This window comes from Tersicoccus sp. Bi-70, from assembly GCF_001968825.1.
GTDB lineage: Bacteria > Actinomycetota > Actinomycetes > Actinomycetales > Micrococcaceae > Tersicoccus.
The window spans coordinates 337,738-351,332 of the sequence record NZ_MIEU01000011.1; the positions used below are offsets into that span (position 1 = coordinate 337,738).

Genomic DNA, 13,595 nt, shown 5'->3' on the forward strand with positions numbered 1-13,595 from the left:
CCCCGCAGCCTTTGATTGAAGCTTGAACTTTGTGGCATCATCGGGGGCATGGCGGAGAAGGACAAGTGGCTGAACGAGCGCGAGCGGGACGCGTGGCTGTCCTACCTGTTCGCCTCCATGCTCGTGCCCTCCGCGCTGGACAAGGGCCTGCAGCGGGCCGCGAAGATCTCGTTCTTCGACTACTCCGTGCTCGCGCACCTCTCCGAGAAGCGGGACCGCACGCGCACCATGAGTGACCTGGCGGCGTGCACGTCGTCGTCGCTGTCCCGCCTCTCCCACGTGGTGACCAAGCTGGAGAAGCGCGGCTGGGTGGAGCGCTCCGCCTCGAGCGACGACGGCCGGGTGACGGAGGCCCGGCTGACCGACTCCGGCTTCGCCCTCCTCGAGGGGCTCGCGCCCCGGCACGTCGCCCGCGTCCGGGCCCTCGTCTTCGATGCGCTCGACGCGCAGGACGTGCGCGACCTGGACCGGGTCAGCCGCAAGATCCTGGGCAACATCGACGAGGACCACTGGTTCTTCCGCCGCGACGAGGACTGACGCGGCCCATCGCCTCGGCCCTCCCGCCGGCGTCACCGCCCGTCTCCCGGCTGGCGTCGCGACCGTATCGTCAGTAGGCTGATGGATTGTCCGCGTCCGTCCGTGCGACGCCGGCCCCGGTGCCGCACGGTGTCCCGATGGAGGTCCCATGTCCGACCAGAACACCAGCGGCCAGCACGACCAGACCACCCTGCAGAACCCGGTGGACCAGCACGAGTCGATCAGCCCGCCGAAGCAGCACCAGGACCCGCCCGGCCTCGACAGCGAGATGACGCCCACCGCCGACCTCGGTGAGTCCAGCTACGCCGGCTCGGGCCGGCTGTCCGGCCGTCGCGCGCTCATCACCGGCGCGGACTCCGGCATCGGCGCCGCCGTGGCCATCGCCTTCGCCCGCGAGGGTGCCGACGTTGCGCTCGCCTACACCCCGGCCGAGCAGAGCGACGCCGAGCGCATCGCCGGCCTCGTCAAGGACGCCGGCCGCAGTGCCGTGCTGCTGCCGGGTGACCTCCTGGACCGCTCCTACCGCAACGGGCTGGTGGACGACGCCGCCGGTCAGCTGGGCGGCCTCGACATCCTCGTCAACAACGCCGGCAAGCAGGTGGCCGTCGAGACGCTCGAGGAGCTGACCGACGAGCAGGTCGAGCAGACCTTCGACATCAACATCGTCGCGATGTACGCCCTGTCCCGGGCGGCCCTGAAGTACCTGCCGGCCGGTGGGGCGATCATCAACACGACCTCGATCCAGGCGTACGAGCCGTCCCCGACGCTGCTCGACTACGCGGCGACGAAGGCCGCGATCAACGCGTTCACCAAGGGCCTGGCCCAGCAGCTGGCCGAGCGCGGCATCCGCGTCAACGCCGTGGCACCCGGGCCGATCTGGACGCCGCTGCAGGTCTCGGGCGGTCAGCCCAAGGAGGCGCTGCCCGAATTCGGCAAGAGCACCCCGCTCGGCCGTGCCGGTCAGCCCGCCGAACTCGCCCCGGCGTACGTGTTCCTGGCCTCCGCCGAGTCCAGCTACGTGCTCGGGGAGACGCTCAACGTCAACGGCGGCATGCCCACGCCGTGACGCCTCCGGCAACCGCCGGTGCGACGGGCGGCCGTTCACTCCGTGTTCGGCCGCCCGTCGTCTGCCGTCCCTAGCCTGCGCACCATGGCGCAACGATTCGTGGCCCTCGGCGACTCCTTCACCGAGGGCGTGGGCGACTGGAACGCCGCCCGCCCCAACGGGGTGAAGGGCTGGGCGGACCGGGTCGCGCGGCAACTGGCCCGGCAGGACCCGGCGTGGGAGTACGCGAACCTCGCGATCCGCAGCAAGCGGCTGCGTCAGATCGTCGCCGAGCAGCTGACCCCGGCCCTCGCGCTGGAGCCGACCCTGGTCACGCTCTACGCCGGCGGCAACGACATCCTCGACCTGCGCACCGACGTCGACGCCCTGCTCGCGCAGTACGAGCAGCTCGTGGTGGACCTGAGCGCCGCCGGGGCCCGCATCGTCCTCTTCACCGGGTACGACCTGAAGATCAGCCCCCTGCTCGAGCCGTTCCGCCGCCGGCACGACGTCTACAACGACGGGATCCGCCGGATCAGCGCCGCCCACGGCACCGACCTGCTCGACTTCTGGGCACTCACGGCCTACCGGGATCCGCGGATGTGGGACCCCGACCGGATGCACATGTCCACGGCCGGCCACCGGTACATGACCGCCCGGGTGCTCGACCTGCTCGGGGTGACGTACGTGCCGGATCTGCCCGACGACGACCCCGAGCGGCCGGGTCTGCGGGACGCGCTGCGGGCGGAGCGGCAGTGGGTCACCGACTGGGTGCTGCCGATGTTCGGGCGGAAGCTGCGCGGCGTGACGCTCGGCGACGACCTCGAACCGCGCTGGCCGGACCCCATCCGCCCGGCCGACGGGATGAAGCGCCTGGCCCGGGCCCGGATGGCCCGGCTGGCAGGATAGGAGCATCCGCAGCCAGCCCGATCGAGGAGGCCCCGTGACGTCGCCGTTCCCGGACCGCGCCGAGCCGGCCACCCTGCCGGACCTGCTCGACGCGGCGGTCGCCGCCCACGGGGACGCCCCGGTCGCGGACCTGCTCGGTGAGACCATCTCCTACCGTGCGCTCGCCGCACGCGTCGACCGCGCCGCCGCCGGGCTGACGACCCTCGGCATCGGGCGCGGGGACCGGGTGGCGCTGGTACTGCCGAACTGCCCCGCCTGGCTGGTCGCCGCGTTCGCCGTCTGGCGGCTCGGCGGCATCGTCGTCGCCCACCATCAGGACTCCCGCGGCCGCGAACTGCGTCACCTGTTCGAGGATCACACCGCCGACGTCGCCGTGGTCTGGACCGGGGTGGCGGATCGCGTCGCCCGGCTGCCCGACGACGTCCGGCCCCGGCACCTGATCACCGTCAGCCTCGTCGAGGACCTGCCGCTGCGCCGTCGCCTCGCCCTGCACCTGCCGGGCACCACCGCGCGCCGGCTCCGCGAGGAGCTCGGCGACAAGGCGGTGCCGCGGGGCGGCATGACGTTCACCGCGCTGCTGGAGCGGGGCGCCCGCGGCAGGGCCGCCGCCGCGCTCCGGGACGTGCCGCGACCGACGCCCGACGACGCCGCCGTCCTGCAGTACACGGCCGGGACGACGGGGGACCCCCTGGGCGCGATCCTGCGTCACCGCAACCTGACCGCGAACGTCGCTCAGGCCCGTGCCGTGCTGCCCGAGCTGCCGGCCGGGTCCGCGGTGGCCTGCGTGCTGCCCTTCGTCCACGCCTGGGCGCTCACGCTCTCCCTGCTGCTGTCCGTGCGGTCGGGGGCCCGGCTCGTGCTGCTGCCGGCCGCCGACCCGGAGGACGTGCTCCGGGCGCAGCGGCGCGTGCCCCTGGACTACCTCGTCGCCGTGCCGCCGCTGCTGGACCGGCTCGCGGCCGCCGCGGAGGCCGACGACGACGGCTTCCCCGCCCTCCGCTTCGCCTTCTCGGGCGGGACGGCCCTGCCCGACCGGGTCCGGCGCCGCTGGTCCCGCATCGCCGCCGGCCCGCTGATCGAGGGCTACGGGCTGAGCGAGGCCTCCCCGCTCGTGCTCGCCGGCGACCCGGACCCCGGTGCCGTTGCCTCCGGCGCGGTCCCCTCCGGTGCTGAGTCGTCCAGCTCTGCTGGGCGGCCGGTGCCGGGCACCGAGATCCGGGTGGTGGACCGGGACGACCCGCGCCGCGACGTCACGGACGGCCCGGGGGAGCTGCTGGTCCGGGGCCCGCAGGTGTTCACCGGCTACTGGAAGAAGCACACGGCCACCCGGCAGGTGCTGCTGCCCGACGGGTGGCTGCGCACCGGGGACGTCGTGACCGTGCACGACGGCGTCGTGACGATCGTGGACCGGGCCAAGGACGTCATCGTCAGCGGCGGGTACGCCGTCACCCCGTCCGAGGTGGAGGCGGTGCTGCGCGAGCACCAGGGGGTACGCGACGCCGCCGTCGTCGGTGCGCTCACCGTGACCGGCGGGGAGGAGATCGTCGCCGTCGTCGTGATGGCGGAGCACGCCCGGTTCCGGGAGGAGGCGCTGCGCGCCTGGTGCGGCCGGCGTCTGGCGCCGTGGAAGGTGCCGCGCCGGATCGTCGCCGAGGACGAGCTGCCGGTCGATGCCCTGGGCACGGTCAACCGGCGGGCGCTGCGCCACCAGCTCGCCGAACTGAGCTTCACCGGCCGCCTGCCGGTGGCGCGCGGACAGCAGCGCCGCCGCCGGTGATCACCCTCGGCCCCGCATCCCGTACGCTTCCAGCAGCATCGCATCAGCAGGGGGACACCGCATGACCGAGGACGCCGCCGCGCGCCCGGAGCCGGGCCGTCGATCGGACGAGACCGCGACCAGCAGCACCACACCGCCCGCGCGCCGCCGCTTCCGGGCCAGCACCACCGTCGGCCTCGGGGTGACCGCGGTACTGGCCAGCGCGCTGATGACCGGGTGCTCGCCGGACGGGGACGTGATCGACGCCGACTACGCGCAGGTCTGCCAGGACCGCACCAGCCAGCAGCGCGTCGAGGACGACAAGTGCTCCGACTCCGGCCGCGCCGGCGGTCACTACGGCTGGTACTTCTTCCCGATGGGCTCCCGGAACTCCAGCTCCAGCCGCTCGCTGCCCGGCGTCGGCGACCGGCTGTCCGGTGGCACCACCTCCGTTCCCGCGGGGGCGAGCGCGAAGTCCGGTGTGCCCGCGAAGGGCTCGTCCAGCGTCAGCCGTGGCGGTTTCGGCGGCGGCGGCAAGGGCGTCCACGTCGGCGGCTGACCGACCCCCGCGACCACGACCCGTTGCACCGACGGAAGGAGTGCGCATGGAGCGCATCCGCAGTACCCCGCGCCCCGACTGGCGGCAGCGGACCGAGGCGCAGGGCCTCATCTACTCGACCACCGTCAAGGACGACGGCAGCACCGTCGAGTACTGGCACGAGGACGCCTACTACCTGTTCACGATGCCCGAGGTGGAGACGCTCGAGTCCGTCACCGAGGATCTGCACCGGATGAGCCTGGAGGCGGCCCGGTTCCTGGCCACCGGTGCCATGGGCGACCTCGGCATCGGCCCGGCCGCGATGGAGCTGGCCCGCCACTCCCTCGAGGCGGGCGACCCCGCCGTCTACGGCCGGTTCGACCTGGCCTACGACGGCACGGGCCCGGCGAAGATGCTCGAGTACAACGCGGACACCCCGACCGGGCTGGTCGAGGCCGCGATCTGCCAGTGGTACTGGTTGCAGGACGTCAAGCCGGCCAACGACCAGTGGAACGGCATCCACGAGGCGCTCGTCGCGGCGTGGGCCCGGCGGCGCACCGAGACCGGCCTGGCGCGGCTGCACGTCGCACACGTGGGGGAGGAGGGCACCGGCGAGGACTGGATGAACGCCGCCTACCTGCTGGACACCGCGCAGCAGGGCGGCTGGCAGACCCAGGGCCTCAACCTCGCCGACATCGGCTGGGACCGTGACGCCAAGCGGTTCGTCGACCTCGACGACGCCCCGATCGAGGCCATCTTCAAGCTCTACCCGTGGGAGCTGATGATGGCCGACCCCTTCGGCATGCACGTCCAGGACCATCCCGAGGCGGTCACCTGGTTCGAGCCGGCCTGGAAGATGTTCCTGTCGACCAAGGCGCTGCTGGCGGCGCTCTGGCACCTCTACCCGGACCACGAGAACCTGCTGCCGGCGTACCTGGACCAGCCGGGGCCGCTCACCGAGTGGGTCGCCAAACCGCTGCACGGGCGGGAGGGCGACAACATCGTCATCCACGCCGAGGGCATCGACCTGGTCCAGCCCGGTCACTACGGCAGCGAGGGCTGGTGCTACCAGGCGTTCCATCCGCTGCCCGACTTCGGCGGCAACCGGGCGGTCCTCGGTGCCTGGGTGGTCGACGGCGAATCGGTCGGCGTCGGCGTGCGTGAGTCCGACGGACTGGTGACGGACTACTTCGCCCGCTTCCTGCCCAACGTCATCGACGCCCCCGCTCCGGTTCCCGCACCGGCGGCGGAGGGCGCCCGATGAGCGCCGTACCGGGCCACGAGATCGCCGACGCCCCCACCGGGCCCAAGGGTCTGGCGGCCGGCAGGCTCGGTCTCGCCGGCTCCACGGCGCTCGGCATCGCCTCCACCTCCCCGGCCTACTCCCTGGCCGCGACGCTGGGACTGGTGATCGCCGCGTGCGGCCCGCAGACCCCGGTCGTGATGGTGCTCGCCTTCGTGCCGATGCTGTTCATCGCGATCGCCTACCGAGAACTCAATGCCTCCCTGCCGGATTGCGGCACCACCTTCACCTGGGTGTCCCGCGCCTTCGGCCGCCGCACCGGCTGGATGAGCGGCTGGGCGATGGCCCTGGCCGGCATCATCGTCCTCGCCAACCTGGCGCAGGTCGCCGGCCAGTACCTGTGGCTGCTGGTCGCTCCCGACGCCGCGGACAACACCTGGCTGGTCACCGGCACCGGCGTCGTCTTCATCGCCGCGATGACGGCGGTGAACCTGCTCGGCATCGACCTCGGCCAGCGGTTGCAGTGGGGGATGACCGTGCTCCAGTACGCCGGTCTCGCCGTCTTCGCGGTGGTCGCCGCCGTCGCCCTGGCCACCGGCGCGGTCCCGGCCGCGGCCGCCCCCGCCGCGGACTGGTTCAATCCGTTCGGCGTCGCCGACGGCGGGGCGCTCGGCTACGGGATCCTGCTCAGCCTGTTCATCTACTGGGGGTGGGACACCTGCCTGGCCCTGAACGAGGAGACGAAGGACCCGCGCACCGTCCCGGGCCGGGCGGCGGTGCTCTCCTCGGTGATCCTCCTGGTCACCTACGTGGTCATGGCCCTCCTCGTCACCGCCGTGACCGGGGCCGGCTCCGGCTCGGTCGATGTGAGCGCCGTGAGCGACGTGCTGCACGAGGCGAGCGTGGCCGTGATGGGCCCGTGGGCGCCGGTCATGCTGCTCGCCGTCCTGGTCTCCGTCATCGCCTCCACCCAGACGACCATCCTGCCCACCGCGCGCGGCACCCTGTCGATGGCCGTCCAGGGCGCCCTGCCGGACGCCTTCGCCCGCGTGCACCCGCGGCATCTCACCCCGACGTTCTCCACCACGGTCGTCGGCGGCGCGGCGATCGGCTATCTCGTCCTGATGACGGCCCTGAGCACGAACCTGCTCGCCGATTCGATCGCCGCGATCAGCCTGTTCATCGCCGTCTACTACGCCCTGACGGGCTTCGCGTGTGCATGGCTGTTCCGTCGTGATGCCCGCGGGCCACGGCAGTGGCTGGACCGGGTGATCCTTCCCTTGGCCGGCGCCGTCATCATGACGGTGGCGCTGATCGCCTCCGCCGTCGACCTCGCCGATCCGGCGTCCGGCGCCACGAGCGTGCTCGGGGTGGGCGGGGGACTGGTGATCGGGATCGTCGCCCTCGCGGCCGGCGTCCCGCTGATGGTCGCCTGGTACGCGCACCGGCGGCGTCGGTCCACGGTCGACGCCTGAGCCTGCCGGCGCCGCTGCTCAGCGGTGCGGTCGGGTGATCCAGTCGGAGTCGTAGGTCATCGGACCGCCGCGGCGCGGCCCGCGCCGGCCGGGCCCGCCATCGTCGTCGCCGGGTTCGTCGTCCCGGCCCTCGGACAGCACGGCCACGGTGACCGCGATCGCTGCGGCGATGAACAGCGCGAGGGCGGACATCAGGCACGCGAGCACGAGAGAGGTCCCCGTCGCCTCGGCGGGGGTGTTGTCCACCAGGGGGACCATCACCGCGCTCGCGCCGAGCAGGATCAGGCCGAGCACGGCGAGCACGATCGCGATCCGGCCCGGCCGCGTGCTCACCACCGCCCGCACCCGTGACGGCTCGCTCGGGCCGGCGTGCCGGGGCAGCCGCCCCGTGTTGACGAGGACGTACCCGACGACGCCGGTGACGGCGAGCAGAGCGGCGACGACGAGGAGCACGACCCGGGCGGGACCGGTCGCCGTCAGCCCGCCGGTGCCGAGCAGCAGACCGAGCACGATCGCGGAGAACGAGAGCCCCCGCCCCATCCGACGGTAGGCGACCAGTTCCCGGCCCACGAGCTCGCGCCGCGGTGGGGACGACGGCACGTCGAGGCGCTGACCCCAGCGGGGCTCGTGGTCCGGCGGTGTCGTGTGGTCGGAGTGCTCACTGCTCACACCGACGAGCGTAGGCCCGATCCCGCGGTACGGTATCCGGCCACGGCCCACCCGGTGGACCGGTCCGGTGCACGACGGTGCCCGCCTGGAGCAGGGCCAGCGCCCCGGACAGAGCCGCGACGCCGCCGAGGGTGCCGGCCGTCGCCGTGAAGGTCACGGGTGCTCGTCTCGGCAGGGCCAGGCACAGCCCCATGAACAGCACCGTCGAGCCCACGACGGGCATCTCTTCTCGTGCGGGTCCCCGCGCCGATCGGCGCCCCCGGATGCCAGGACGGTCATCACGGTCTTCGACGCACGGTAGGGCACGTCCCGCGCCCGGCCGGCAAGGCGCGGAGAGGGAACCCTCCGTGTCCCGGCTCGTGCCACCGGTTCGCGACCACGGGACCGTACCGACGGCGCGTCACGGAGTGGCCCCGTCGTCCGCTCGCCTGCGAGGATGGCCACGACGACCACGTGGTGCACCCACGGGTCCGTGACGGAAGGAAGCCCCATGCCCGCGACCCTCACGCCCGGCGATGTCGCCCCGGCGTTCTCCCTGCCCGACGCGTCCGGCGGCACCGTGTCCCTGCAGGACCTGGCCGGGAAGAAGGTGGTCCTCTACTTCTACCCCGCCGCCTTCACCCCCGGCTGCACCGCCGAGGCCTGCGACTTCCGCGACAACCTGGCCTCGCTGGCCGGCGCCGGGTACACCGTGCTCGGGGTGTCCGGGGACCCCGTCGACAAGCTCGCGGACTTCACCCGCGAGTACCACCTGAACTTCGATCTGCTCTCCGACGACGAGGGCGCCGTCGCCCAGCGCTACGGGGCGTGGGGAGAGCGGACGCGGTCGGACGGCTCCACGACCGTCGGCCCGCTGCGCTCGACCTTCGTCATCAACACCGAGGGCGTCCTCGTGCTCGCCGACACCAGCGTCACCGCGGACGGCCACGTTGCGCAGCTGCGCCGGGACCTCGGCCTCGATCCCTGAGCCGACGCCCGTTCGCGGCGATCCCGGCGTTCCCGGCCGTGGCGGGCCGGTCGACCGCCGTCAGCGCCGGGGCGACCGCGTGAGGATCGCCGGCGCCGTCGCCCGCCAGGAGCCGTCGATGAGCTCGGCGATCTCGATCCAGTCGACGCCGCCGGCACCGTCGCGGTGCGTCAGGTCGATGCCGACCCAGCCGGAGGCCGAGAGGTACGCGGGCGCGTAGGACTGCGGCTGGGCCAGCAGGTACGCCTGCTCGGACGGGTCGGGGTGGACGAGCACCGACTGCTGATAGCGGGTGACGAGCCCCGTCTCGGGGTCGGCCTTCGTCGAACCCCCGTACAGGGCGAAGAGCTTGATGGTGCGGAACACCGGCCGGCCGTGGGAGATGAGCTCACTGGCGCCCGGCAGGGCGAGCGCGAGCGCCCGGACCCGCGCGAGGTACTGGTCGTCCTCGTCGAACATGCGCGGGTGGGCCATGCGAGCATTCTCGACCAGTGCCCGATGACCGACAAGACCTGCGGCACGATGGGCGCACGAGAACGCCCGGACACCGTGCGGTGTCCGGGCGCCGACGTGTCGCTCCGCCGGTGCTCAGCGCCCGCTCGCCACCACGGCGTCGTAGGCCGGGACGGTGAGGAAGTCGGCGTACTCCTCGGAGAGCACCAGGTCCGCGACGACGGCCGCGGCCGGCTCGTAGAACCGGGTGTACTGCTCCTCGCCCACCTCGCCGCGCAGTTTCTCCTTCTGCGCGTCCAGGGCCGCCGTGACCAGCTCGCGGGTCGCGGTGTTGCCGGTGTCGGTGTAGACCACGCCGTTGGCGATCTGCTGCCACACCTGCGAGCGGGAGATCTCGGCGGTGGCCGCGTCCTCCATCAGGTTGTGGATCGCGACGGCGCCGTTGCCGGACAGCCACACGGCCGTGTAGGCGATGGCCACGTACAGGTTGGCGTTCAGCTCGGCCTCGGTGCGCTCGGCCCCGGCGGAAGGGACGTCGAGCAGCTGCTCGGGCGTCACCGTGACCTCCTCGCGAAGCCGGTCCACCTGGTTGGGCCTGTCGCCGAGGACGCCGTCGAAGACCTCCTGGCAGACGGGCACGAGGTCGGGGTGGGCCACCCACGAGCCGTCGAACCCGTCGTTCGCCTCACGGGTCTTGTCGCTGCGGACCTTCTCGAACGCGGCCCGGTTGATCTCCTCGTCCTTGCGGGACGGGATGAACGCGGCCATGCCGCCCATGGCGTGGGCGCCGCGGCGGTGGCACGTCTTGACGAGCAGCTCGGTGTAGGCGCGCATCAGCGGCGCCGTCATGGTGACCTTCGAGCGGTCGGCGAGGACGAATCGGTCACCGGAGTCGCGGAAGTACTTGATGATGCTGAACAGGTAGTCCCAGCGCCCGGCGTTCAGGCCGGCGGCGTAGTCGCGCAGCTCGTGGAGGAACTCCTCCATCTGGAACGCGGCGGGGATGGTCTCGATCAGCATGGTGGCGCGGATGGTGCCGTGCTCGATGCCGAGGTCCTCCTCGGCGGCGGCGAACACCTCGGCCCACAGCCGGGCCTCGAGGTAGCTCTCCATCTTGGGCAGGTAGTAGTACGGGCCCTCGCCGTTGGCGATCAACTGCTGCGCCACGTGGAAGACGTGCAGGCCGAAGTCGACCAGGGCGCCGACGGCGGGCCGGCCGTCGATCGTCACGTGCTCCTCGTCCAGGTGCCAGCCGCGCGGGCGCATCACGACGGTGGCCAGCGGCGCATCGGTGCGCAGCGCGTAGGTCTTCCCCTCGGGGGAGGTGAAGGCGAGGGTGCCGCGGGCGGCGTCGCGCAGGTTCAGCACGGAGTCGACGACGTTGTGCCACGTGGGCGAGCTCGCGTCCTCCATGTCGGCGAGCCACACCCTGGCCCCGGAGTTCAGGGCGTTGATCGCCATCTTGGCGGGGCTGGCGGGGCCGGTCATCTCGACGCGGCGGTCCTGCAGGGCCGGGGGCACGGGGGCGACGGTCCAGTCGCCCTCGCGCACGTCCCGGGTGGCCGGGTCGAAGGTGATCGTCCCGGCGGCGGCCACGGCCTGCTGCTGCTCGACGCGCTTGCCGAGCAGCTCGTCACGGCGGGCGGCGAAGCGGGTGTGCAGCGACGCGACGAAGGCGAGAGCCTCGTCGGTGAGGATCTCGTCGGCGCGGTCGACGGGGGTCCGGTCGGTGGTCTCGATGCTCATGGGGCACTCCCGTGGGTAGGAGGGGGGTCGGATGGTCGGTCGTGCTGACGGTGGTGCCGAGGCGGAACGTACGGTGAGGTCATCGCCGACGTCGACCGTCGTGCCCGTCATGGTGACGGCGGGCCCTCCGGATCGACGCGGGTGGAACGAACGGCGGCGTGGTGCGCCGCATCGCTGTTCCACGATATGGACTTTATGTTCTATTCAATGAAAGTACAACCCGTTCCGGTGGCGGCCGGCGGTGAAGGGGAGGCGTCATGGGCGGCATCGCGGTGGTCACGGGAGCCGGCAGCGGCATCGGTCGAGCGGTCGCCCGGGGACTGCTCGCGGAGGGATGGCAGGTCGCGCTCGCGGGGCGCCGGGCCGAGCCCCTCGCGGAGTCCGCGGGCGGCCACCCGGACAGCCTCGTCCACCCGACCGACGTCACCGACGAGGAGGCCGTGAACGCCTTGTTCGACGCCGTCGTCGACCGCTGGGGACGCGTGGACCTGCTCGTCAACAACGCCGGGATGTTCGGCACGGCTGCTGCGCCGGACGGGATCGACCCGGCGGTCTGGCGCCAGGTGCTCGACGTCAACGTCACCGGCGCCCTGCTGTGCGCTCGCGCCGCCTTCGCCCGGATGCGGGTCCAGGCACCACGCGGTGGGCGGATCATCAACAACGGTTCCGTGTCCGCGCACGTCCCCCGCCCGCACAGCGCCGCGTACACGGCGAGCAAGCACGCGATGACGGGACTGACGAAGAGCCTCTCCCTGGACGGCCGGGAGGCGGGGATCAGCGTCGGCCAGATCGACATCGGCAATACGGCGACCCCGCTGCTGGACGGCCTCGGCGCCGCCACCGGGGCGCTGCAGGCCGACGGCAGCCGCCGCGTCGAGCCGACGTTCCCGGTCGAGCAGGCCGCACGCGCCGTCGTCTTCATGGCCTCGCTGCCGCTGGACTGCACGGTCGACTCGCTCGTCATCACCGCCACGGGCATGCCCTTCGTCGGCCGGGGCTGACGGGCGCGGCGCCGTCCGACAGGCGAGCGCGGCGCCGTGCCGCTCAGGCGGGTCGGTCGGTGTCGGCCCACCGGGTGGGCACGCCGTGCGCCGGGGCCACACCGAGAACACGGCTCGCGCCGTCGTCCTCGCCCCCGTGCCACAGGTCGGCGATCACGGGGAAGCCGCGGCGCCACCGGTCGCCGGACTCCATCGACAGGTGGAGGAAGGGAGCCTCGGCCGTGGCGTGGGCACCGATCCGCCGGATCGCCTCCGCACTCGCGGCGGCCTCCTCGGGACCGATGTACTGCCACATGACGGAGTGCCACAGCACCGTCAGCGTGCCGGGCCGGGGCTCGATGGCCTGGATGAACGGGAGGGCGCTGATGCGCTGCAGTCGCGCCGGCACCCGGTGGGCGACCTCGATGGCTCCGCGCAACCGGTCCATCCGCGCGGTCTGGTCCGGCCACACGAACGACATCAGGCGCAGGGCGCCCGCGTCGGTCGCGGCGTCGATCGGGTTGACGTCCGCCCCGACGCGCTCGACGACGTCGACCCGGTCCGGGGCGCCGGCCGGCACGGTGGACCAGGCGCCGGCCAGGTGGACGGGGGAGTCGCCCGGCCCCCAGGTGGCGCCGTCCGCGTCGGTGTAGCGGTAGTGGTCCGCCCGCAGGTTCAGGCCGCCGGAGGTGCCGAGCTCGAACACGCGCACGGGCGTGTGCGGGTCGATCGCCCCGCCGCCGAGCACGGTCAGCAGGCCGCCGAGCAGCGCGGAGGAGCGGCCCACCTCGTTCGTCTGGGGGGCCAGGTCCAGCGCGTGGCGGAGGACATCGCGCTCGTCGACCAGCAGCCGGTGCAGGGCCGACCAGGCGCCCTCCACGTCGGCGTCCCCGCCGCAGCTGGGCAGGTGCGCGGCCAGGTCCGGGGCGAGGCCGGAGAGGGCGAGCCGATGGGCACCGCCGAGCAGCCGCAGGGAGAGGGCGTCGGACTCGGGGCGGTGCTCGTGCCCGGTGATGACGTCCGCCGTCGGACCGCCTGCGAGCAGGTCGTCCGCGAGGCGGGGCAGCAGGGCGGCGTAGAGCGGGGATCCGAGTCGCTCGCACGCCGCCGCCTGATGCCGGAAGTGCGTGGCGACGTCGGCGAGCAGCACGGTCATCATCCTTCGATCATGCGCCGCCGGGCGAGGACGACACCGCCCGGGCGTAACACCACGTCGTCCGCCGAGGTCGGCCGGGGGTGTACGCGGATCAGCCGGATGAACCGATGGGGCACCGGCG

The 13,595-nt window shown here is 73.0% G+C and carries 14 protein-coding genes; 9 read left to right on the forward strand and 5 right to left on the reverse strand.

The features are described 5' to 3' along the window. The first annotated feature begins 48 nt into the window (after nt 1-48). The 7 genes from BGP79_RS08130 (at nt 49) to BGP79_RS08160 (ending at nt 7,503) form a co-directional block, all read left to right on the forward strand. Nucleotides 49-537, forward strand: coding sequence for a MarR family winged helix-turn-helix transcriptional regulator (locus BGP79_RS08130; RefSeq protein ID WP_076694424.1), 489 nt, complete (start codon nt 49-51; stop codon nt 535-537). Between the two features lie 148 nt (nt 538-685). Beyond that, nucleotides 686-1,603 (forward strand): SDR family oxidoreductase, encoded by a 918-nt coding sequence (locus BGP79_RS08135; RefSeq protein ID WP_076694425.1) that lies wholly within the window; start codon nt 686-688, stop codon nt 1,601-1,603. Between the two features lie 84 nt (nt 1,604-1,687). Further along, entirely contained in the window at nt 1,688-2,491 is an 804-nt protein-coding gene (locus BGP79_RS08140; protein ID WP_076694427.1) for an SGNH/GDSL hydrolase family protein, read from the forward strand. A gap of 34 nt (nt 2,492-2,525) precedes the next feature. After that, a complete protein-coding gene (locus BGP79_RS08145; RefSeq protein ID WP_158067154.1) occupies nt 2,526-4,268 on the forward strand; it encodes an AMP-binding protein in 1,743 nt (580 codons plus the stop codon). 61 nt (nt 4,269-4,329) lie between these two features. After that, nucleotides 4,330-4,806, forward strand: coding sequence for a tRNA-dihydrouridine synthase (locus BGP79_RS08150; protein ID WP_233121276.1), 477 nt, complete (start codon nt 4,330-4,332; stop codon nt 4,804-4,806). A 46-nt stretch (nt 4,807-4,852) separates the two neighbouring features. Then, complete coding sequence (locus tag BGP79_RS08155; RefSeq protein ID WP_076694430.1) at nt 4,853-6,049, forward strand: glutathionylspermidine synthase family protein; 1,197 nt, start codon at nt 4,853-4,855, stop codon at nt 6,047-6,049. Continuing rightward, nucleotides 6,046-7,503: an APC family permease gene (locus BGP79_RS08160; RefSeq protein WP_076694431.1), complete on the forward strand. Its 1,458-nt coding sequence runs from the start codon at nt 6,046-6,048 to the stop codon at nt 7,501-7,503. Before BGP79_RS08155 ends, BGP79_RS08160 begins: the two co-directional genes overlap by 4 nt. A gap of 18 nt (nt 7,504-7,521) precedes the next feature. Here BGP79_RS08160 and BGP79_RS08165 read toward each other — a convergent pair whose 3' ends face one another. Continuing rightward, complete coding sequence (locus tag BGP79_RS08165; RefSeq protein ID WP_076694433.1) at nt 7,522-8,172, reverse strand: hypothetical protein; 651 nt, start codon at nt 8,170-8,172, stop codon at nt 7,522-7,524. Continuing rightward, nucleotides 8,162-8,395, reverse strand: coding sequence for a hypothetical protein (locus BGP79_RS08170; protein ID WP_076694434.1), 234 nt, complete (start codon nt 8,393-8,395; stop codon nt 8,162-8,164). The genes BGP79_RS08165 and BGP79_RS08170 overlap by 11 nt, the downstream gene beginning before the upstream one ends. 267 nt (nt 8,396-8,662) lie before the next feature. Here BGP79_RS08170 and BGP79_RS08175 point away from each other — a divergent pair, with 267 nt between their 5' ends. Continuing rightward, entirely contained in the window at nt 8,663-9,139 is a 477-nt protein-coding gene (locus tag BGP79_RS08175; RefSeq protein ID WP_076694436.1) for a peroxiredoxin, read from the forward strand. A gap of 60 nt (nt 9,140-9,199) precedes the next feature. Here the strand turns inward: BGP79_RS08175 and BGP79_RS08180 are convergent, their stop codons facing one another. Both BGP79_RS08180 and aceB read right to left on the reverse strand, forming a co-directional pair. Continuing rightward, a complete protein-coding gene (locus BGP79_RS08180) occupies nt 9,200-9,613 on the reverse strand; it encodes an MmcQ/YjbR family DNA-binding protein (protein ID WP_076694437.1) in 414 nt (137 codons plus the stop codon). Nucleotides 9,614-9,727: 114 nt separating this feature from the next. After that, nucleotides 9,728-11,338 (reverse strand): malate synthase A, encoded by a 1,611-nt coding sequence (gene aceB / locus BGP79_RS08185; protein WP_076694439.1) that lies wholly within the window; start codon nt 11,336-11,338, stop codon nt 9,728-9,730. Nucleotides 11,339-11,595: 257 nt separating this feature from the next. Between aceB and BGP79_RS08190 the strand changes: the two genes are divergently transcribed. Then, on the forward strand, nt 11,596-12,339 hold the full coding sequence (locus BGP79_RS08190) for an SDR family oxidoreductase (protein ID WP_076694441.1): 744 nt from the start codon (nt 11,596-11,598) through the stop codon (nt 12,337-12,339). A 43-nt stretch (nt 12,340-12,382) separates the two neighbouring features. Here BGP79_RS08190 and BGP79_RS08195 read toward each other — a convergent pair whose 3' ends face one another. Beyond that, nucleotides 12,383-13,477, reverse strand: coding sequence for a DUF2332 domain-containing protein (locus BGP79_RS08195; RefSeq protein ID WP_143588345.1), 1,095 nt, complete (start codon nt 13,475-13,477; stop codon nt 12,383-12,385). Nucleotides 13,478-13,595: the final 118 nt, after the last annotated feature.